This is a genomic window from Sphingobacterium psychroaquaticum, from assembly GCF_900177625.1.
Taxonomy (GTDB): domain Bacteria; phylum Bacteroidota; class Bacteroidia; order Sphingobacteriales; family Sphingobacteriaceae; genus Sphingobacterium; species Sphingobacterium psychroaquaticum.
Window position 1 is genome coordinate 223,637 of the sequence record NZ_FXAU01000008.1, and the last position, 21,246, is coordinate 244,882.

Sequence of the window (21,246 nt, forward strand, 5' to 3'; positions counted from 1 at the left end):
TTACCTTCCATAAGCTCAGCGAGTGTCGGTATAAAATGAAGTTTGACATACTATTATTTAATTTTAATCAAACATAATGAAGATAAAAACATTACTTAAAGGGATTTTTACGCTTGTACTAATCTCAATATATAGCACCACATTTGCACAAAAAGCCACTACACTAACCTTTGATGTCGCTGGAAATTGCGGTATGTGTAAACAACGAATCGAAAAAGCCGCAAAGGTTAAAGGCGTTTCCGAAGCAACATGGAATGCCGAAACTGGAAAAATAACAGTTGCCTTCGACAGTAAATCTACGAATGCTAAGGCCATCAAACAGTCCATTGCTAATGCTGGACACGATACAGACGAAGTACGTGCCAAAGATGAAGTCTATGCAAAGCTCCATGAATGTTGCTTGTACGATCGTATAGGTGAGGAAGATCACGACGATCACGCAGGCCATGACCACGGTGACCACGCGGGTCATGATCACGCAAAAGAGGGCAACAACAAAAAAACGGAGGAAGAAGATGATCACCATGCGCACGACCACGAACATGTGGTACGCGGTGTAGTGGTTAGAGAAAATGAAAAAGGCGAATTAACACCAATCCCTGGTGTCAATGTACATTGGTTAGATGACCCTAAAAAACAACTTCAGAGTAACGAAAACGGTGTCTTTGACATCAAGCACGAAAAAGGATACAAGCAATTGGTTGTAAGTTTTGTAGGTATGAAATCGGACACAATAACGGTTAAAAATCTACACGATATTTTGGTTATACATGCGAAGAATAACGTACTGGAAGAGGTTGTTGTTTCTCGTAAACAAAAATCTAGCTATATTTCAAAAATGACACCTAACCGGGTGGAGATGATCACGGCAAAAGAACTATTTAAGGCGGCATGTTGTGACCTAAGTGAAAGCTTTACAACGAATGCCTCTGTTGATGTTGTTAGTAGTGACGCTGTAACCGGTGCAAAACAAATACAATTGTTAGGATTAAGCGGGGTATATACACAGCTAACTGTGGAAAACCTACCCGGTCCCCGTGGCTTTGCTGCACCCTTAGGACTGAACAGCATGGCTGGACCATGGATTGAATCCATTCAAATCAGTAAAGGGATGGGATCTGTAGCGAATGGTTTTGAAAGTATGTCGGGACAGATTAACGTTGAATTAAAAAAACCGCACAACAGTGATCGCTTATATTTCAATGCATATGCCAACAATATGGGGCGTACAGATGTAAACCTTAATCTTTCGCAAAAGATCAATGACAAATGGTCTGTTGGTATGTTGTTACATGATAACTTCATGTACAATAAAACGATGAACTTCAGTAACAATGGGTTTCGCGACATGCCTGTAGGTAACACGTTCTCCGGCATTAACCGTTGGCATTATGAAAACGGCAAAGGATTAATCGCACAATTTGGTATCAAATATCTAAATGACGATCGTGTAGGTGGTGAGATTGATTTTAACGAAAAGACAGACAAACTGACGACAAATAAATACGGTTTAGCATTTGATATCGAGCGAATCGAAGGTTTTGCAAAAATTGGTTACATTTTCCCAAATCACAAACTACGTAGTATTGGTTTGCAGTTATCAGGTTCACATTACAAGCAAGATAGCTACTTTGGGTTAACCACCTACAATAACGAACAGAATAGTGGATATGCCAACCTCTTATTCCAAGATGTGATCGGCAGTGTAAAACATAAGTATAAAGCTGGAGTCTCAGTCGCGTACGATAAATACAACGAATCGATCCTAACGAATAAATTCGATCGTACAGAAACAGTCTCTGGTGCTTTTGTAGAGTATACCTATGCGCCCAACGAAAAGTTTGATGCCGTTTTGGGGTTACGCCAGGACTACAACAGTATCTACGGTTGGTTTACGACACCAAGAGCGGTGTTGCGCTATGCGCCAACGACCACAACGACTTTACGTCTTAGCTCGGGTCGTGGCCAACGTACCGCAAATATCTTCGCCGAAAATATGGGAATTTTTGCTTCCAGCAGATTGATCGATTACACCAAACTATCGAATACAGATGGTACAGCATACGGCCTAAAACCAGAAGTATCTTGGAATACTGGACTGACCTTAGACCAAGATTTTAAACTCTTTGGTAGAGAATCAGGCTTCTCTGTAGAGTTGTTTCACAACAACTTCTCTAATCAGGTTGTCGTAGACTATGAAGACCCTCGTGCGGTATCTTTCTATAACTTAGCAGGAAAATCATTCTCTAACAGCGTACAAGCAGAATTCCGCTTTATGCCTATGCAGCATTTCGAAGCAAAATTAGCGTACCGTTTATTGGATGTACAAACGGATTATGAAGCGGGTAGATTACAAAAACCTTTGACAGCAAAACATAGAGGTTTTGTGAACCTAGGCTATAACCTTCACAGTGGATGGAGCTTTGATTACGTATTCAACGTAACAGGTAAAAAACGTCTGCCATCAACAGCAAGTAATCCAGTGGAGTACCAGCGTGGAGATTATTCCGACGCTTATGTAACCATGAATGCACAAGTGAGCAAGAGCTTTGGCGCAAACAAGAACTTTACGATCTATGTTGGAGGGGAAAACTTAACGAACTTCTACCAAAAAGATCCAATCCTTGCTTTTGACCAACCATTTGGTGAACATTTTGACACCAACTTATTATGGGGGCCGGTTGCAGGTAGACTTTTCTACACGGGTGTTCGCTTTAACATCAAGTAAGCGTCACACGAAAGTAATATATAGGGTGCTTCAGCGGATGTTGAAGCACCCTATATATTTAAAGGCCTATTCTAACAGGTTTTTTACAATACTTAATTGGTTACGCAAATTCGGCTTAGTAGCTTTGCCCTGAATGATACTTAAACTGATTCATTTTTTTGTCTTGCTATGCTATGTCAACATTCTCGCCTACGAAGTCGGCGTTAATGCGCATACGCATGAGGGCATTCTCAATGGTGAATCAATACTAGAGTTTGTACTGGACGACGTGTTAGACATACCTATTAGTAAAACAAGTGAAGATGTGACCATCCCATACGATGAGTACAGATCCATGTCACACCAATCGTATCTTATTCCCCTGTTTGTTTTTCTTATTACCATCTCCTTCGCTATTGCCAGTGTTATGGAGCAACCGAAGCATCCCAAGTACGATGGTAAAAAGAGACAGATTTTCCCAGGCTATTACGCATTTTTATATCGGTATAAGCCCTTTTAATTTCCTTTCCTAATAATTTCCTAAATCATAGGATTCCTTTGTCACAGTAAGCGATGAAGTAATAGCCTTACTATGCTTTAATTATAGGTATTGCCCCCTATTGGGTCAACAGCTATACCATGCGTAGTAGCCAATTGGTAGCGCTATCAAATTATGCTTCACCCTTGCTGGTTGTATTTTTTCAATCATTTACCATTAACAATTAAGTACATGAAATCGATTTCATTCGCCTTCCCAGCATTGGCTATTCTCCTTGGCGCGAGCAGCTGTGTTAGTAAAAGCTCCGAAACCACTAATGAGAGCGTAAAGCAGGTCCCTGTTACAGGACTGACCGTTATGGACACCACAATCTATAAAGAATATATCGCCGATATCCAAGCCACCAAAAATGTAGAGATTCGTTCCCGGCTTACCGGCTTCTTAGAACGCATATATGTCGATGAAGGTGCCGCGGTAAAAACCGGACAAGTGTTATTTAAACTAAATGACACGGAGTATAAAGCTGATTGTGCGCGTGCGGAAGCAGCCCTTAATATTGCTATTGCGGAAGCAAAAAAAGTAGAACTTGAGAAAGAACGCACGAAAAGATTAGTCGAAAAAAATATCGTTTCGGAAACTGAAGAAGAGCTGATTGCCGTACAACACAAAGCAGCCCTTTCGAAAGTAGAGGAAGCGCGAGCCGTACTCAATCAAGCACGCACCCAATTATCCCAAACATTAATCCGTGCCCCATTTAATGGCCGTTTGGATCGCATCCTTTTAAAAGAGGGATCCCTCCTTACCGAAGGTGCCTTGCTGACAAATATTTCAGATCTAAACAACCTGAATGTATACTTTGACATTTCGGAATCAGAGTATCTCGACATGGCCAATGACTCCAGCATCAACACCAATACGATGCAGAAAGAAGTGAAACTCATGTTGGCCAATGGACAAGAATACCCATACAGGGGAATCGCACAAATTGTGGAGAGTGAATTCGAACGTAATACAGGTTCCATATCACTGCGAGCTAAATTCCCGAACAGCGAGGCTATTTTAAAACATGGTGCTTCAGGTAAGATTGGTGTTCCGATCTCTACAGGAGAAACCATGTTCATTCATCAAAAGTCAGTGCTAGAAATCCAAGATAAGACGTATGCCTTCCTCTATAATACAGATGGTAGGATCAAGATGCATCCCTTTCAGGCTGGGCCACGCGTAGGGCATTATTATATTGTGGAGGATGGCCTTGATGTAGACAGCAAAATTGTTTACGAAGGTATTCAAAGTCTTCGCGACGGAATGAAAGTAAGGGCAATCACTAAAAGATAAAAGCCCGTTAACAAATACTAGAACTTATGTTTGAAACTTATATAAAGAGACCAATATTATCATTGGTCATATCCATCTTCATTACCTTGCTGGGTCTTTTAGCCCTGTTTACGCTGCCGATCACGCAGTTTCCCGATATCGTTCCGCCCTCTGTTGTTGTTACGGCAAATTATACAGGAGCAAATGCTGAGGTGAGTACAAATGCTGTTGCTATCCCACTCGAGAAGGCCATCAACGGTGTTGCCGGTATGACATCCATGAATACCGTTACGACCAATAATGGTACGACACTGATTCAGGTTTCTTTTAAAGTAGGTGTCGACCCGGATATTGCAGCTGTAAACGTACAAAACAGGGTTACTACTGTGTTGGATGAACTTCCTGAGGAGGTAATCCGTGCGGGTGTAACAACGGAAAAAGAAGTCAACAGTATGTTGATGTATCTGAACATTTACACCGATGACAAGACCGCTGATGAACGCTTCATCTACAATTTCACGGATATCAATATCTTAAAAGAACTCAAGCGTATCGAGGGTGTTGGTTTTGCTCAAATCATGGGGATGCGTGACTACGCTATGCGGGTGTGGTTAAAACCGGATCGTTTAGCGGCCTACCAGATTTCTACCGATGAAGTTATCGAGTCACTCCGTCGACAAAATATTGAAGCAGCGCCCGGACAGACAGGAATCAGCTCGGATAAAACGGTGAACATGCAACAGTACGTACTGCGCTATCCAGGAAAATTCTCTGAGCCCGAACAGTATGAAAATGTGCCTATTCGAGCAAACGTTGATGGATCCATTGTCCGTATCAAAGATATTGCCGAAGTAGAATTTGGTTCCCTCGACTACGAGATGGTCTCCAAAACCGACGGTCGTCCTTCGGCATCGATCATGCTCAAGCAGCTTCCAGGATCTAATGCACAGGATGTAATCCAGCGTGTTAAAGATCGAATGGAAGAGTTGAAGACGGCAAACTTTCCTGCAGGGATGACCTACACTATGGGGTATGATGTATCTCGTTTTTTAGATGCTTCCATTTCCAGCGTTATAAAAACCCTTATCGAAGCTTTTATTCTAGTTTTTCTTGTCGTTTTCATTTTCTTGCAAAATTTCCGGGCAACCATAATTCCAATTCTTGCTGTCCCGGTGAGTCTAATCGGCGCCTTATTTTTTATGCAAATGATGGGATTCTCCATCAATTTACTGACGCTTTTCGCGCTGGTACTAGCGATAGGTATTGTCGTCGATAACGGTATTGTCGTCGTCGAGGCCGTGTATGCGAAGATGGAAGAAGAACATCTTCCTCCGCTAGAAGCAACCTTGGCCGCTATTAAGGAAGTGGGGACGGCCGTAATTGCAATTACACTGGTCATGTCAGCGGTATTTATTCCCGTCGCATTCCTCTCTGGACCGGTCGGTATTTTCTATCGTCAATTCTCCTTAACGCTAGCCTCAGCAATTGTAATTTCCGGTATTAATGCATTGACTTTAACACCTGCTTTATGTGCGCTTATCTTACGATCACCGCACGACAAGAAGGAATCTAACAATTGGCTGGATCGCTTTTTCCGACAATTCAATAAAAGGTACGACAAACTGGCTAACGGTTATAAAGCATTACTCGCTCGTATTGTGGGCCGCCGCTCGCTGACCTTAATCATGCTAACCATTTTCTTTGTCGCCACCTGGGGAACCAGTGCAATTCTTCCTTCGGGATTTATCCCAACTGAAGACCAAGGTATGGTTTACTTAAGCGTAACGACACCTCCGGGTGCTACAGTCGATCGAACGGAACGTATTTTGGATGAGGTCGATGCTATTTCACGCGATTTAGAAGCGGTCGAAACCGTCTCTACGTTGGCCGGATATAGTATTTTAACAGAAGTTTCAGGCGCATCCTATGGAATGGGGATGATTAACCTGAAGGCTTGGGAAGATCGTTCCCAGAGCGTAGATGATATCATCCGTGAACTCCGTGCGAAAACAGCACATATCGCGGATGCAGAGATTGAATTTTTCCCACCACCAACCGTACCAGGCTTTGGTAATGCTGCTGGTTTCGAACTGCGTTTATTGGACCGCAGTGGCAATGAAGATCTTGGTAAAACGGATGAGGTCGTTCAAAAATTCCTGACCGATCTCGCCAATGATCCTGCCATTGAGAATGCCACCTCCAGCTTTGATGTCAGTTTCCCACAATACATGTTGGAAATAGATTACGACTTGGCCGCAAAAAAAGGTATTTCTGTAGAAAATGCAATGAACACCCTTCAAACATTGATGGGAAGTTTCTATGCAACGAATTTCATTCGCTACGGTCAGATGTATAAAGTTATGGTTCAAGCCGATGCACATTACAGAAAAAAACCAGAGGACGTCCTGAATCTGTTTGTAAAAACCAAGGATGGTGAAATGGTTCCCTACTCCTCCTTTGTTCGCATGAATAAAATATATGGCCCGGAGCAGATTACACGTTACAATATGTTTACCTCCGCAATGGTTACCGGACAACCCGCTCCTGGATACAGTACCGGGCAGGCTATCGAAGCCGTACAAAAGTTAACCAAGAATCTACCACAAGGATACTCCATTGAATGGGCAGGAATGACGCGCGAGCAGGTAATCTCAGGGGACCAAGCTATTTACATCTTTGCACTGTGTTTGGTCTTCGTATACTTATTATTGGCAGCCCAATATGAAAGCTTCCTTCTTCCATTACCAGTAATTTTATGTTTACCTGCTGGTATTTTCGGATCCTTCTTATTCTTAAAGTTGTTCGGACTCGAGAACAATATCTATGCGCAAGTTGCACTGGTTATGTTGATTGGTCTATTAGGTAAAAATGCGATTCTAATTGTCGAGTATGCCGTGTTAAAACAAAAACAAGGAATGGGAATTGTGGAGGCATCCATTGAAGGCGCATATGCACGTTTGAGACCCATCCTAATGACCTCATTTGCCTTTATTGCGGGCTTGATTCCTCTTATGCTTGCCTCCGGGGCCGGTGCTATTGGAAACCGTACCATTGGTACAGCTTCGGTAGGCGGAATGTTAATAGGTACGGTCCTTGGTGTTATTGTTATTCCAGGTTTATTCGTATTATTCTCCAAAAGCAAAAAGAAAAAAGTTCCTGTTAAAGCGACAGCCGTAATTGCACTCCTTTTGTTTTTTGTCTCCTGCAGCGTCCCTAAGCAGATGGAGCGCCCGGAGCCGAAAGCACTACCAGCTACTTATCAAGAGAAGTTGGCAGACGCAGCGCCAGATACAAACTCTTTAGCCCATCAACAATGGCAGGATGTATTTCAAGATCCCGAACTAAAGATGCTGATCGATTCTGCACTCCTCTACAACTATGACCTACAACAAGCCATCAAACGTATTGAAATGGCACAGTCCAGTTTTAGGCAGAAAAAAGCAGCCTTGCTTCCTAACTTAGATCTTGCCGCAGAAGCGGGGTTACGCAAATATGGTTTTTACACCGAGTCTGGAATCGGAAACTACGACTCTAACTTTTCGGAGAACCTCAAAGCAGACGAAAAAATCCCAGAACCGGTCGTACCAGATTACTTTATCGGTGTACGTGCCTCATGGGAGCTGGATTTATGGGGAAAACTGAAAAATCAAAAACAAGCAGCCTTCAATGAACTTCTAGCTAGTAATGAAGCACGTCGACTTATTGAGACAGAGATTGTAGCAAATATTGCCTCAGCATATTATGAACTATTAAGTTTAGATGCCAAAATAAAAGTGTTCGATAATAATATTATACTGAACGAGAAAGCTCTGGAAATTACACAACTCCAGAAGGACGCAGGCCGTTCTTCCCTCTTGGGCGTCCAGCAGTTCAAAGCTTTTCTAGCGAACTCAAAAAGTCAGCGAGCACAAACAAAACAGGAGATTAGTATTCTAGAGAATCATATCAACTACTTGTCGGGGCGTTTCAATAAGCCAATTAAACGGGAAGTAAGAGAGGTAGAACATGTTTCCCTTTTTGACACCTTGCAGGTAGGCACACCGATGCTATTACTGGCACAACGCCCTGATATTAGAGAGGCAGCATTCCACTTGCTCTCCGCAGAGCATGAGCTGAAATCTGTTCGCGCAGCCTTTCTTCCTTCAGTCGTGTTATCTCCATACCTGGGGCTGCAAACCTTCAGTTTTAATAAACTCGTTAGTCTGGAAAAATCATTGACTTACGGCATTTTCGGAGGATTAACAGCCCCTATTATCAACCAACAGCAGCTTAAAGCGCAATACAATAATTACAAAGCAAGCTACGGCATTAATTTCTTAGAGTACGAAAAACGCGTATTGAATGCTTACAACGAGGTGTCAAGTGCGATTCAGCTACAAGATCATATCCAGGAGCGGCAGGTGCATATCACCGAACAGGTGGAAGCACTAAATGGAGCTGTGGAAGCAGCAGGCGAATTGTTTATCGCGGGTCGCGTATCCTATCTCGATATTATTACCGCCCAGAAAGATGCATTGGAAGCACAGATAAACGAAGTTGAAATTCAAAAAGAACGAATTCTAAACCAAGTCGTAATTTATAAAGCCCTTGGTGGAGGCTGGAAATAACAAAAAAGGGGGAGCAAACTCCCCTTTTTTGTTATACTATTTTTTTCAGTTCTTTATACAGCCGCGCTGTTGGCAAACCTACCACATTTTCAAAAGCTCCAATAATCTTTTCCACACCGACCAATCCAATCCATTCTTGAATACCATACGCCCCGGCCTTATCCATGGGTTTAAAATTTTCCACATAATAGCCTATTTCAGCCAAATCGAGCGCTTCAAAAGTAACCGTTGTCGTTTCCACAAAAGACTGTTTCTCTCCCTTATACAAAATACCTACAGCCGTCATCACCTGATGCGTTTTCCCTTGTAAAGCAGTCAACATCGCCATCGCTTCCGCATCATTACCTGGTTTATTTAAAATCACCCCATCATTGACCACAATCGTATCCGCCGTAATCACAAGAGCCGATTCAAATCCCCCCCCTACAAAGCCCGCTAATTTATTCATGGCAATGTGCGTCACGATGTCCTCCGGCGACAAAGTCACATCAAAGGCCTCATCGGTTTCCTTTACAATAACTTCGAAAGAGACACCCATCTTTGCTAAAAGTTCCTTTCGGCGGGGCGACTGTGACCCTAACACGATCCGTATATTTTTCAATCTATCTAGCAGCATGTTATATACTTTTTACCGTTATATCTTCACCCCATTTCCCTTGTAATTTCAGGATTTTCTCTAAAATATCACGCACGCACCCTTCTCCTCCCTTTCGCGGTGAAATATAAGCCGAAATTTGTTTAATTTCTTCAACGGCGTCATGAGGACAAGCTGCAATGCCGACCTTTTTCATACAGGCTAAATCTGGTATATCATCTCCAACGAAAACAACGTCGGACAAAGAAAAGCCATATTCTGTTATCTTCTTCAACATCAGCTCCTCTTTGTCGGATATCCCCCAGAAAATTTCTGTAACCCCCAGTCCTTGCAAACGGCGTAGAACCCCCTGCGAATTTCCGCCCGTAATGACAGCAATAAATAATCCTCTTTTAATAGCCAACTGAATAGCATAACCATCCTTAATAGAAAATGTGCGTAACTGTTCCCCCTGTTCCGTAACCTGTACCGTACCATCCGTCAGCACACCATCAACATCAAGAAAAACAGCTTTAACACGTGAAAAGTCTTTCAAAATCATATTCAAACTTAGATAAATTCAAGAAGTCTTACAAGTTCGGCAAACCTACACGCACAAAAAGAAAACACGCAACAATACATATATTTATTGATTAACAACACATCGTTGATTCAAAAAAGACATAGAATTATCAAGAAAAGACAGTGCATCAAAAAAATGTCAGAAAGTAGTTGTTTTCACAACTAAGCCTAAAAAAGGTTTGCAAATACAATTATTTGCCTTATCTTTGTGGTGTAATTAGGGAATAGAGCTGCAAACAACAGCAGATTCCAATATTACGAATTAAAATTGTCTTTTCATAATTTAGGTTTATAATTGGTTAGTAGCAAACCCTGGCGCCCATCGTCAGGGTTTTGTTTTTGAAACAACCTTCTACTGCACCGGTAAATCTGACACTGCTACAGTAGGCTTATTCTTAGAAGACTCGCGCACAAACATGCTACCTATAGCTGTACGTTCACCAAAGAAACCGCAGTTTTTAAGATAAAATACGCCTGCTTTCAAACCTCCTTGATAATCTAATCGATATCCTTTTCTTGCTGTCGCATCCGCGGTGAATCGTGCCTGTTTGCAGTCATGCCATTCTCCATCAATATCTCTGGCCCATTGGTTATTAAAACTGACCTCACGTGTGATATAACCTTGCGACGGACTGAAGTTTTCTAAGAATGAATGAAATCCTTTTAAATAGGTGTGTGTGGCTGGGCGTAAAAATTGTGCAATCAAACGCCAATGCCCTTCTTCTGCGGCAAAAAACCAAGCTGTAAATTCAGTCATGTTATTTTCAACCGGTCGGCCACGTAACATAAACTTATACGTATTACCTGCCTTCCAATTGTACTTCAAGAACGATTGTCCACCGGATCCTTCATTACCAAATTCTCCTGTATACACATCCTTTCCTTTCTTGGTCATCACAATCTTTTGCTCATCCGGAATAGCTTTTGGATCATCAGTATGAAAAGGACTCCACACAGAAAATAAAATACGACGCTCTTGTGCACTGTTCACCTGCATCCCAAAGTAACCTTGTGAAAAACCATTCGCCATAAAATAAGAGCCAATAACATCTGAACCGACAGGCACCGTTACTTCATTGTAGTAGTACTCGACGTCTTTTGATGTAGGCACCTGGTAACCTAAATGCACAGATGGTCCTCGTCGTCCCCAATAGAAGTAATTATCATCATTGCTCGCGACATAAGAACTGGTCTTCATAAAATCACTTTCTCCACGTATCTGATAGGCACGAATAGCAGGAATCTCCCCCGATAAGCTTTTTACACGGATAGCAACATACCCGCTATCTTTCACTGTAAACGTACCAACTTCGACCGTAGTATTAGATGTAGAAACAGCAATCGTACGTTTCTCTCCTTCAATATCAAAGACCAACTTCCCGGCCTTTTCAACGGCTCCGAGTTCTGCCCCTACGACAAACTTACCCGCTTTTCCAAAGCGTATATAAGTGGTAAAGGTACTGCTACTTTTTCCGCCAATAATACCATCCGTGCGGTGCAACGTGTTAGTCTCTTGTGGGGATTGCCATGTATTCCCGGAAACGGGAATATGAATAGTCGCTTGATTGACGTTTTTCTGTGCTCGAACCGGATTCAAAAAAGCCATAAACAGCACTAAAAGCATCAAGCTTTGCATCTGTGGTTTCATAGATTTGATTAACATAAATATTGTTTTATACCCTTAATTTTAGGCATAAAAAAGCAGTAAAAACAAAAAACCGATTGACCCTAAAAGAATCAATCGGTTGTGTATTTTAAATATTACTAAATATTAGCTTTTGTCTTTACCGGCACCGCCTGGTTTAGAGATCGAAGATCTCATATCCGTATCCGCTTGAATATTTTGCATCTTATAGTAGTCCATTACACCCAGATTGCCATTTCTAAAAGCCTCAGCCATCGCCAACGGGACCTGTGCTTCAGCCTCGATTACCTTCGCTTTGGCATCCTGTGCTTTCGCTTTCATCTCTTGTTCGGTAGCAACAGCCATTGCACGACGTTCCTCTGCTCTAGCATTCGCAACTTTAAGATCGGCTTCCGCTTGATCTGTCTGCAACTTAGCGCCCACGTTTTCACCGATATCAATATCTGCAATATCAATCGAGAGAATCTCAAAGGCTGTCCCAGAGTCCAATCCCTTCGAAAGCACAGTTTTCGAAATACGATCCGGATTCTCTAATACTTCCTTGTGGTTGGTGGACGAACCGATCGTCGTTACAATCCCTTCGCCAACACGCGCCAAGATTGTTTCTTCTCCCGCACCACCGACTAATTGGTTTATATTGGCGCGCACCGTTACACGAGCTTTCGCAATCAACTGAATACCATCTTTCGCTACTGCAGCCACGGGCGGCGTATTAATTACCTGTGGATTTACAGATAACTGAACGGCATCGAATACATCACGACCAGCTAGATCAATTGCGGTAGCTAATTTAAAATCTAAGGGGATATTTGCTTTATCTGCCGATATCAACGCCTTAATTACTTTATTTACATTACCGCCTGCGAGATAATGTGTTTCGATTTCGTTACTTGTTATACGTAAACCGGCTTTCGTAGAGGTAATCATCGCATTGGTCACCAAGGATGGTGGCACTTTCCGAAGCCGCATTAAAACAAGGTTCAAAAGACTAATCTTTACATTTGACAATTGTGCTGTAAACCAGAGGTTCACCGGTAATAAGTACAATAAAAAGAAAAAAGCGATAACGCTACCAATAATAATTAAGATTAAGCTAATTCCTGGTTCCATAGAATATTATTTCATTAATTTCCTTAAAGATATTGTTTTCTTTCATAAAAGAGATAGAAGTGGACGATTATTTTGTATCTTAATCAAGAAAACCAAATAGCCTTAAGTTAAGCGCATGACAAATAGATTCGTCGAAGATATAGATACAGTACTTCGTTCAGCACGCATGAAAGCCCTCCAAGAGATTAATAGTCTTATGTTGACTTGTATTTGGGAAATTGGAAAGCAAATTTCGCTAGAGAAAAAGCACCAAAACCTCGATAATGAGTGTGCTGCGATGGAGAAAATTGCCTTAACATTAACACCAATACAGGATCTATTGTTAAACCCGGAAAATCTGAGGCTATACAGCAGATTCTATACGTTATTCCCGGTGTTCCAACGTATCTCCTTGACCTTATCTTGGGCACATTACCTCGTGCTGCTGGAAATAACAGATGATCTAGCTCGTGCATTCTACCTCAAACAAGCCGAAAAAGAGAACTGGGATGTGCCGACTTTGGAGACACGCATTAATCAGTCGCTGTTTGAAAAATTTGTAAAAAGTATCGATAAAGCAGAGTTCCTCCAAAACCTCCCGAAAACAAATTACGCTGTTATTAAAGCACAGCCCAAGCTTGATACACATCAGCTTGCTTTCCTTCGTTTTGAGGATATGAGTACAGATGGACCGGCACACACACAAATCTCATCCACTTAGCACTTATGAGATTAAACTATTTAGCTCCTCTTAAAGACACGGGTTAAGCACTTGGTTATTTGTCGTTAAACAATAAATTTTATTTTCATTAGCTATATATACATATAAATAAATTAATAGTTATTTTTGCATCCGAAAACAAATTTTAGTTATGGCATAATAAAAAGCCCTTTCTATTGAACATCTATCTTGAAAAGCTTCGATATCGCGTTACAGTTCTCTTTTTGAACCACGACTAAAGCAAAAAGGCACTGTAATTGCATACAGCAATAAGCATTCTTGATACTACTTTATAGCAACCTATACCTATTCTTCATGGCGAAAAAAGCATGAGTTAGGTAGGATTATTTTTTAACAGATGCCTTTTCGCGCTGAAGAGTGCATTTTATAGTATGATTTTATTTTTGCAGTAAACAGATAAGATGAGAAAAGAGACTATCCAACGATGGAATATTTTTATAAGTATTTTAGTTGCTTATTTAATAGTACTCAGTATTGTGATCTATTTTTTCAACAACCTGGTTCATCGGGTAGAAGAAATTAGAGATGTTACGGAAAAAACCCAAATAAAGATCAGTGCTCTTGACGGGCTAAACCAAAGTTTCCAACATGCAATGGAGCAAAAGAGCACCTACTTTTTTGTAACGGGAAAACTTCCTTACGACTCCTTATCAAATATTGGCCATACCATGGATGGCACTTTTATGCTTCTCAAAAAAAGCCTAGCAGACAACCATACGATCTTACCAAAAATCAATAAATTAGATAAAGATCTACAACGGTTTCTATCGACCGATAGTCTCTCCGCGATCAACAACAAGCCTACCGTGGAGAAAATGGGTATTCTCAGTAAGGAGCATGATGTTATCAATCGTGAAATAATTGAAGTTCGAAAATTACTCGTTCAAAACAAATCAGTCGTTACCAAAGCTATTTTTGAGAAAATTGACAACCTCAAGAAAACAGGGTACGTATTAGTGACCTTGCCTTTTCTATTTATTCTGTTTATTTTTTATCGAATTCTACAAATATTTAAAGAGTTAAGCCTTCGTTCCAAACAAACGCATTTACTAAATAAAGAATTACAGGAAACTCGAGTAGATATTGAGAACTCGAATTGGATACTCCAAGAATCGAGTAAACTTAATGAAGCGCTCAACGGAGTGGATAATGAGGATCAGATTGCAAAAATTAGTTTTAACACTGTTCTACAGTCATTGGATTTTTACGCCGGAACCATATACATTAGAAAATCTGACTCCCATGAATACCATCTTAAGCAGCAAATAGGAATAGACAAATCACATCAGCCTGTTCGCCAATTCGTCGACAACGAAGGACTTCTTGGTCATGTTACAGAACAGCAGGAAATCAAGGTGATTGCTGCTAATAATGAACAAAACTTTACATCTTCCACCTCCTTAACGAAAGATGCAATTAAGGATATCATCCTTGTGCCGTTGGTTTACGAGCACCATACCTTTGGCTTAATAGAAATCGGTGGGGACTTTGCCGACCAAGCCACTTTAGCGAGAACACTCAAATATTTGTTACGGATTTCTAGAACAATCGCGGTATCCATAAAGTTTGGGCAAAGCAGAACATTGGTCGAAAACCTGTTAGAGGAAACGCAACAGCAGACAGAGGAACTGGAAGCACAACAAGAGGAATTACGAATTACAAATGAAGAACTGATCTACAAGACAAACCTGTTGGAAGCTTCCGAAGAAGAGTTACGCGTTCAGCAAGAAGAGCTTCAACAATCAAATACAGAACTTGAAGATAAAGCCAAACAACTGGAGGTGCGCAATGAGGAACTGAATGTTACACAGCGTATCGTCGAAGAAAAGATCAATGAAGTAGAATTGGCGAGTAAGTATAAGTCTGAATTTATGGCTAATATGAGTCATGAACTCCGCACGCCGCTCAACAGTATCCTGATCTTGGCCAAGTTGCTGCAAGATAACAAAACATTAAACCCTGAGCAGATCAAATATGCTTCCGTCATCCACAGTGCAGGTAGCGACTTGCTTCAGTTGATCAATGAATTATTAGATTTAGCAAAGATCGAATCCGGCAAAGTAGAATTAAACATTGAAACGGTAAATATTAAAGACTTTGTAAACAACTTGGATAGTCTGTTCCAAGAGAATGCGAGGGAGAAAGAAATCGATTTTACCATCAATGTTTCTGACCAGGTGCCGGCATCTTTCATTACCGATGAATACCGCTTGGAACAAGTGGTAAAAAACTTCATCTCCAATGCCTTCAAATTCACCGATAAAAAAGGCAAAATCGAATTCAATATCAACGCCGATGACGAGCATCTGCGCTTTATTGTTAAAGATAATGGAAAAGGGATATCTGCTGAAAAACAAGACTTGATCTTTGAAGCTTTTCATCAAGAGGATGGTTCCACAAGCAGAAAGTACGGAGGCACGGGTCTTGGTCTTTCTATAAGCCGAGAAATAGCGAGTTTGCTAGGTGGTCGCATCACCTTAGATAGCACCTTGGGTGAGGGAAGTACTTTTACACTCATTATTCCACATTCGCAGTCTCCTGAAATAAGTGATAGCTCGAATGTTGAAGCTATGGATCAGCGAGTACATCATCCACGCCCTGTTACCTATAGCACCGTCGCAGAGAAAACCCCGGCACCTACTGACCAGAAAAGAGGAGATAATAAAACCCTCCTTATCGTAGAGGACGACAATAATTTTGCTGATATATTAAAGAATTTTGCCGAGGAGTATGGTTTTAATGTGATGCTTGCGCATGATGGAGCTGAGGCGATAGAAAAAGCAAAAGCACACCGGCCGCACGCGGTAATTCTCGACGTCATGCTGCCTATATCTGATGGATGGGAAGTTTTACGAACGTTAAAAGGTTCCCCGGAAACAAAACACATCCCTGTACACATGATGTCGGGTGCAAATTTCAACCAACGCGATTTTATAGAAAGTGGCGCCATCGGCTTCTTATCCAAACCGATGACCGAGGAATCTTTAAAAAAGGCTTTTGAAAATATAAACCTCAATATCAGAGAAGGGATTAAAAAGGTATTGTTAATTGAAGATCAGGAGTTTCAAAGTCAGATCATAAAATCAGCCTTTGCCGAAAAAGATATCAATGTTATTCAAGCTTTCTCTGCACAAACAGCGATGCACAAGCTCGATGAGGAAGATAATATAGACTGCATTATCTTGGACATAAAACTTCCTGATGCGAACGGTTTCGACCTACTGGATGAAATCAAGGCACTTCCGAAGTATCAAGAAACCCCTATCATTATCAATACCGCGTCCGAGCTGACCAAAGAACAGCTGAATCACGTACATCAGCATACCAAGGCTATGATTGTTAAATCAAGCAAGAGCAATAATCGATTAATTGATGAGGTTAATCTTTTTCTGAACAAAATCAGCTCAGAAAACTACTCTCCTGTTCGCAACATGGCAAAACTTGACACCATCAGTAAGCACAAAGACAGCTTAAGTGGTAAGCGAGTTTTGATTGCTGACGATGATATGCGTAACGTTTTTGCATTAACAACCGTACTGCAAGCATACGACATGGAAATTGAGATTGCGAACAACGGTTTAGAGGCCCTTGAAATTGTAAATAACAACCCAGAGCTGATCGACATTATCCTCATGGATATCATGATGCCAGAAATGGATGGTTATGAAGCGATCAGTAAAATTCGCGAAAATCCAGATAATGGAAAATTACCTATTATTGCGGTCACAGCAAAAGCCATGAAAGGAGATCGTGAGAAATCCATCCAGATGGGGGCTAATGATTATATAAGTAAGCCTATTGACATCGATAAGTTAGTATCATTAATGCGCGTATGGTTAAGTTAACAACGTCCTTAATAAGTTTTGCGGAACTTGAAGAAATCGTAGTACTCCTACAAAATGCTTCAGGTTTTGATTTTTCCGGGTACAGCAAGTCCTCTTTAAAAAGAAGGATACAACGTATCATGGATCTGGAACGGATGGATGTTGTAGATCTTAAAAATGCGATTATTAATGTCGAATCTTTTCAAGGTTTCCTAATCAATGAGATAACGGTTAATGTAACGGAAATGTTCCGTGATCCCAAATACTATGCGACGCTTGTTTCAGAGGTCTTCCCTTACTTGGAAACCTATCCTCGACTTAAATTCTGGAGTGCTGGCTGCTCCACAGGAGAAGAAGTTTACTCACTCGCTATCTTACTCGAAGAGTACGGTCTTTATAACCGCAGCTTTATCTATGGCACAGATATCAATAGTGTCGTCCTAGAGACCGCACGGAAAGCGATATATCCATTAAAAAAAATAAAAACATATTCCGAAAACTATATCGCCAGCGGCGCTAAAAATAGCTTATCAGATTATTACACGGCACGCTACGATGCGGCGATTATCAATGCTGATATCCGAAAGAACATCCTGTTCTCACAACACAACTTAGTGAGCGATTACACGTTCAACGAGTTTCAATTCATCTCCTGCAGAAATGTACTTATATACTTTGATCTAGAGCTTCAGAAAAAGGTATTTGACCTTTTCTATGAATCGCTCAGTGAATTTGGTTTCTTATGTCTTGGTTCAAAAGAAAGACTCGTAAATCATGACATTATTTCTAAATTTAAAGTCATAAATAAAGAATTCAACATATACCAAAAGATTAAATAATGCCTAAAGCAGATCAAATTATATTGATTGGTGGCAGTGCGGGGTCTTACAATCTGATTGTTGACATTATCGAAGCACTACCGCTGGTTTTTAAACCAGCTATAGTCGTTATTATTCATCGCAACCCAAAGTACAGTACGCGCATTGAAGAACTCCTATCCAACAGGCTTAATCGCACTATTTTGCAAGCAACAGATAAGGAAGCGATTCTATCCAACACGATTTATTTTGCTGGCCCAGGCTATCATTTACTGGTGGAGCCAGATCACACATTTTCGTTAGATCTTTCTGATTTCATCCAGTTTTCCCGCCCCTCGATCGATGTCTTGTTCGAGTCGGCCGCGGATTCGTATGGCAAAGAGTGTGTTGGATTTCTTCTCTCCGGTGCGAATAAGGATGGTACAAATGGTCTTTTACACATCCAATATCAAGGTGGTAAAGTATATGTGCAATCACCCGATGAAGCCTTAATAGCTACCATGCCGGAAAGTGCAATCGATGTAAATAAGGAAGCAACGGTATACAACAACCAAGAAATATTATCTTATTTTAGCAGATTAAAATAATTGCGATATGAAAAATGTCAATCTCCTTGTGCTGGATGACAAAGAGGAAAACATCATCAGTCTATCAGCTCTTCTTTCTCAGATAGATCACATCAATATCATTAGTTCAACCGACCCCAATGAGGCACTTAAGATCTGTTGGAAAAACGATATTTCGATCGCATTGGTCGATGTACAGATGCCGGAAATAAACGGTTTCGAATTTGTTTCATTGCTCAAGTCTAATCCAAAGACCAGCCATATTACGGCCATTATGGTAACCGCCATTTCCAAAGAGGATAAATATCTCCTTAAAGGACTAGAAAGTGGAGCTGTAGATTATTTATACAAACCCTTAAACCCGGAGATAACCATAGCAAAGGTCACCTCTTTTGTGAAGCAGATACATATCCAGGAAGAAATCAAGCAAAAAAATATTGCACTCGAAGAGTCCAAGAAGCAACTAATTATTGCAAAAGAAGAAGCCGAAGAAGCACGTAAATCCAAAGAGATTTTTCTCGCGAATATGAGTCATGAAATACGAACACCAATAAATGGTATCATGGGAATTATTCATATCCTTAAAGAGTCTAATCTTGACGAACAACAACGTGATTGGTTAAACCGGCTGGACAATGTTTCGGACTCCCTTTTATTGATCGTGAATGACATTTTGGATATCTCCAAAATCGATTCTGGGATGATGAAAATAGAGCAGGAAAGCTTCTCCATAAAACAAAAGTTACTCGACATCAATGATCTTTTTAAGATCAAGGCTGAGGACAAAAAACTGAGTTTTGAAGTAGAGGTTGATCCGAAACTACCGGATCATATTAAAAGTGACCCCCTTCGGTTACAACAAATCATTTTCAATTTTATATCGAACAGTCTCAAATTCACGGAAACTGGAAAAATAACCCTCCGTGTAGATGTGGTGGACCAGCGCGATAATAAACATCGCATAAAATTTACAGTGAAGGATACGGGCATCGGAATCAAAGAAGAAGCCCTGCAAAAGATCTTCCTTGCTTTCGAACAAGGAGACGACGGAATTACCAAGAAATTTGGCGGTACCGGTTTGGGATTAGCCATTGTAAAACGACTGGCTCATCTCTTAGGCGGACAAGTTACCGCGAAAAGTGTCTTTGGAGAAGGCTCAGAATTTTCGTTTGAAGCCGATTTTGATAATGGCGAAGAATTAACAACAGCCAAGCAAATCGACAAACAGATTATGCTCAAGCTCGACAATTTTTCAGGCAAAAAGGTGTTGGTCGCTGAAGACAATGATCTGAATAGCTTTATGCTGGTCCATATGCTAGAATCTTGGGGCTGTGCAGTAGATACCGTTAAAAACGGAAAGCAAGCTGTCGAATATACAACCCGGAATAACTATGACCTGATCATGATGGACACACATATGCCGATCATGTCTGGTTTTGAAGCTATTCGTGAAATTCGCAACCACCCGGAAACCAGCAAACGTTCAACACCGATCATTACCATTTCGGCATCGGTACTAGAACATGAACAAGCTGCCGCCTACGAAGCAGGTGCCGATGCGGTGGTTGGTAAACCATTTAACCCGACGGATTTACATGCTAAAATAACGGAGCTGATTTACAATAACAAAGTGACTTCCATATTATAAAAATATTAGTAGCTTTGCTTCAAGCACACATATTTAAAGCATATATGAAAAGATTATTTGTATTACCTGCGGTAGCGCTTGCACTATCGTTGGCAGCTTGTGGCGGCAATGAAAACAAATCAACCTCTACCGCAACTGAAGAAAACAAAACAGAAGAAGTAAGCACGGCAACAGAAACTGTTCCGGGAATTGAAAATGTTGAGTTATCGAACACGCTTTCTATTGAAGGAAATGATCAAATGAAATTCAACAAAGAGTTATTCCGTGTTAAAGCAGGAGAACCTGTTGAATTGACATTGAAAAATGTGGGAACGTTACCAAAAGAATCCATGGGACATAACTTAGTAATCCTTAACCCAGGTGTTGATATTGCCACATTTGGTGGTGAAGCAACAAGTGCGGCGGATAGCGAATATATCCCTAAGACTTCGTTGTCTTCCATCGCTGCGCACACCAAACTTTTGGGTCCTGGCGAAGAAGATAAAATTTCTTTTACACTAGAGAAAGGTGTTTATACCTTTATCTGTAGTTTCCCTGGCCATTTTGGTATGATGCAAGGAAAAATCGTTGCTGAATAATCAGAATTAACAAAACTATACGCAAAAGCACGCCCTATTTGAGCGTGCTTTTG

14 protein-coding genes are annotated in these 21,246 nt (G+C 41.0%); 10 read left to right on the top strand and 4 right to left on the bottom strand.

Annotated elements, in window-relative coordinates; genetic code table 11:
* The first annotated feature begins 76 nt into the window (after positions 1-76).
* The 4 genes from B9Y69_RS18100 to B9Y69_RS18115 all read left to right on the top strand — a co-directional run bounded on the left by B9Y69_RS18100 (position 77) and on the right by B9Y69_RS18115 (position 9,127).
* Entirely contained in the window at positions 77-2,728 is a 2,652-nt protein-coding gene (locus B9Y69_RS18100; RefSeq protein WP_085474402.1) for a TonB-dependent receptor domain-containing protein, read from the top strand.
* 133 nt (positions 2,729-2,861) lie between these two features.
* Positions 2,862-3,227 carry a hypothetical protein gene (locus tag B9Y69_RS18105; RefSeq protein ID WP_085474403.1) on the top strand — a complete coding sequence of 122 codons (366 nt, stop codon included), beginning with the start codon at positions 2,862-2,864 and terminating at the stop codon, positions 3,225-3,227.
* Between the two features lie 210 nt (positions 3,228-3,437).
* Positions 3,438-4,541, top strand: coding sequence for an efflux RND transporter periplasmic adaptor subunit (locus tag B9Y69_RS18110; RefSeq protein WP_085474404.1), 1,104 nt, complete (start codon positions 3,438-3,440; stop codon positions 4,539-4,541).
* A gap of 26 nt (positions 4,542-4,567) precedes the next feature.
* The gene (locus tag B9Y69_RS18115) at positions 4,568-9,127 is read left to right on the top strand and encodes an efflux RND transporter permease subunit (protein WP_085474405.1); all 4,560 of its coding nucleotides are present in this window, start codon (positions 4,568-4,570) and stop codon (positions 9,125-9,127) included.
* Between the two features lie 31 nt (positions 9,128-9,158).
* Here the strand turns inward: B9Y69_RS18115 and B9Y69_RS18120 are convergent, their stop codons facing one another.
* From B9Y69_RS18120 to floA, 4 genes are all read right to left on the bottom strand, one after another.
* Positions 9,159-9,743, bottom strand: coding sequence for a Maf family nucleotide pyrophosphatase (locus B9Y69_RS18120; RefSeq protein WP_085474406.1), 585 nt, complete (start codon positions 9,741-9,743; stop codon positions 9,159-9,161).
* 1 nt (position 9,744) lies between these two features.
* Positions 9,745-10,263, bottom strand: a complete 519-nt coding sequence (locus B9Y69_RS18125; protein ID WP_085474407.1) for a KdsC family phosphatase — start codon at positions 10,261-10,263, stop codon at positions 9,745-9,747.
* Positions 10,264-10,635: 372 nt separating this feature from the next.
* A complete protein-coding gene (locus tag B9Y69_RS18130) occupies positions 10,636-11,946 on the bottom strand; it encodes a DUF3472 domain-containing protein (RefSeq protein ID WP_234991303.1) in 1,311 nt (436 codons plus the stop codon).
* A 108-nt stretch (positions 11,947-12,054) separates the two neighbouring features.
* The gene (gene floA, locus B9Y69_RS18135) at positions 12,055-13,038 is read right to left on the bottom strand and encodes a flotillin-like protein FloA (protein ID WP_085474408.1); all 984 of its coding nucleotides are present in this window, start codon (positions 13,036-13,038) and stop codon (positions 12,055-12,057) included.
* A gap of 115 nt (positions 13,039-13,153) precedes the next feature.
* On the opposite strand from floA, the gene B9Y69_RS18140 reads away from it, so the two are divergent.
* The 6 genes from B9Y69_RS18140 to B9Y69_RS18165 all read left to right on the top strand — a co-directional run bounded on the left by B9Y69_RS18140 (position 13,154) and on the right by B9Y69_RS18165 (position 21,193).
* Positions 13,154-13,738 (top strand): DUF1016 N-terminal domain-containing protein, encoded by a 585-nt coding sequence (locus tag B9Y69_RS18140; protein ID WP_085474409.1) that lies wholly within the window; start codon positions 13,154-13,156, stop codon positions 13,736-13,738.
* A gap of 422 nt (positions 13,739-14,160) precedes the next feature.
* A complete protein-coding gene (locus tag B9Y69_RS18145) occupies positions 14,161-17,604 on the top strand; it encodes a hybrid sensor histidine kinase/response regulator (protein ID WP_085474410.1) in 3,444 nt (1,147 codons plus the stop codon).
* Entirely contained in the window at positions 17,592-18,422 is an 831-nt protein-coding gene (locus B9Y69_RS18150; protein ID WP_085474411.1) for a CheR family methyltransferase, read from the top strand. The genes B9Y69_RS18145 and B9Y69_RS18150 overlap by 13 nt, the downstream gene beginning before the upstream one ends.
* The gene (locus B9Y69_RS18155) at positions 18,422-18,988 is read left to right on the top strand and encodes a chemotaxis protein CheB (RefSeq protein ID WP_085474412.1); all 567 of its coding nucleotides are present in this window, start codon (positions 18,422-18,424) and stop codon (positions 18,986-18,988) included. Before B9Y69_RS18150 ends, B9Y69_RS18155 begins: the two co-directional genes overlap by 1 nt.
* Before the next feature lie 7 nt (positions 18,989-18,995).
* The gene (locus B9Y69_RS18160; protein WP_085474413.1) at positions 18,996-20,615 is read left to right on the top strand and encodes a response regulator; all 1,620 of its coding nucleotides are present in this window, start codon (positions 18,996-18,998) and stop codon (positions 20,613-20,615) included.
* 44 nt (positions 20,616-20,659) lie between these two features.
* Positions 20,660-21,193, top strand: coding sequence for a plastocyanin/azurin family copper-binding protein (locus tag B9Y69_RS18165; protein WP_085474414.1), 534 nt, complete (start codon positions 20,660-20,662; stop codon positions 21,191-21,193).
* Positions 21,194-21,246: the final 53 nt, after the last annotated feature.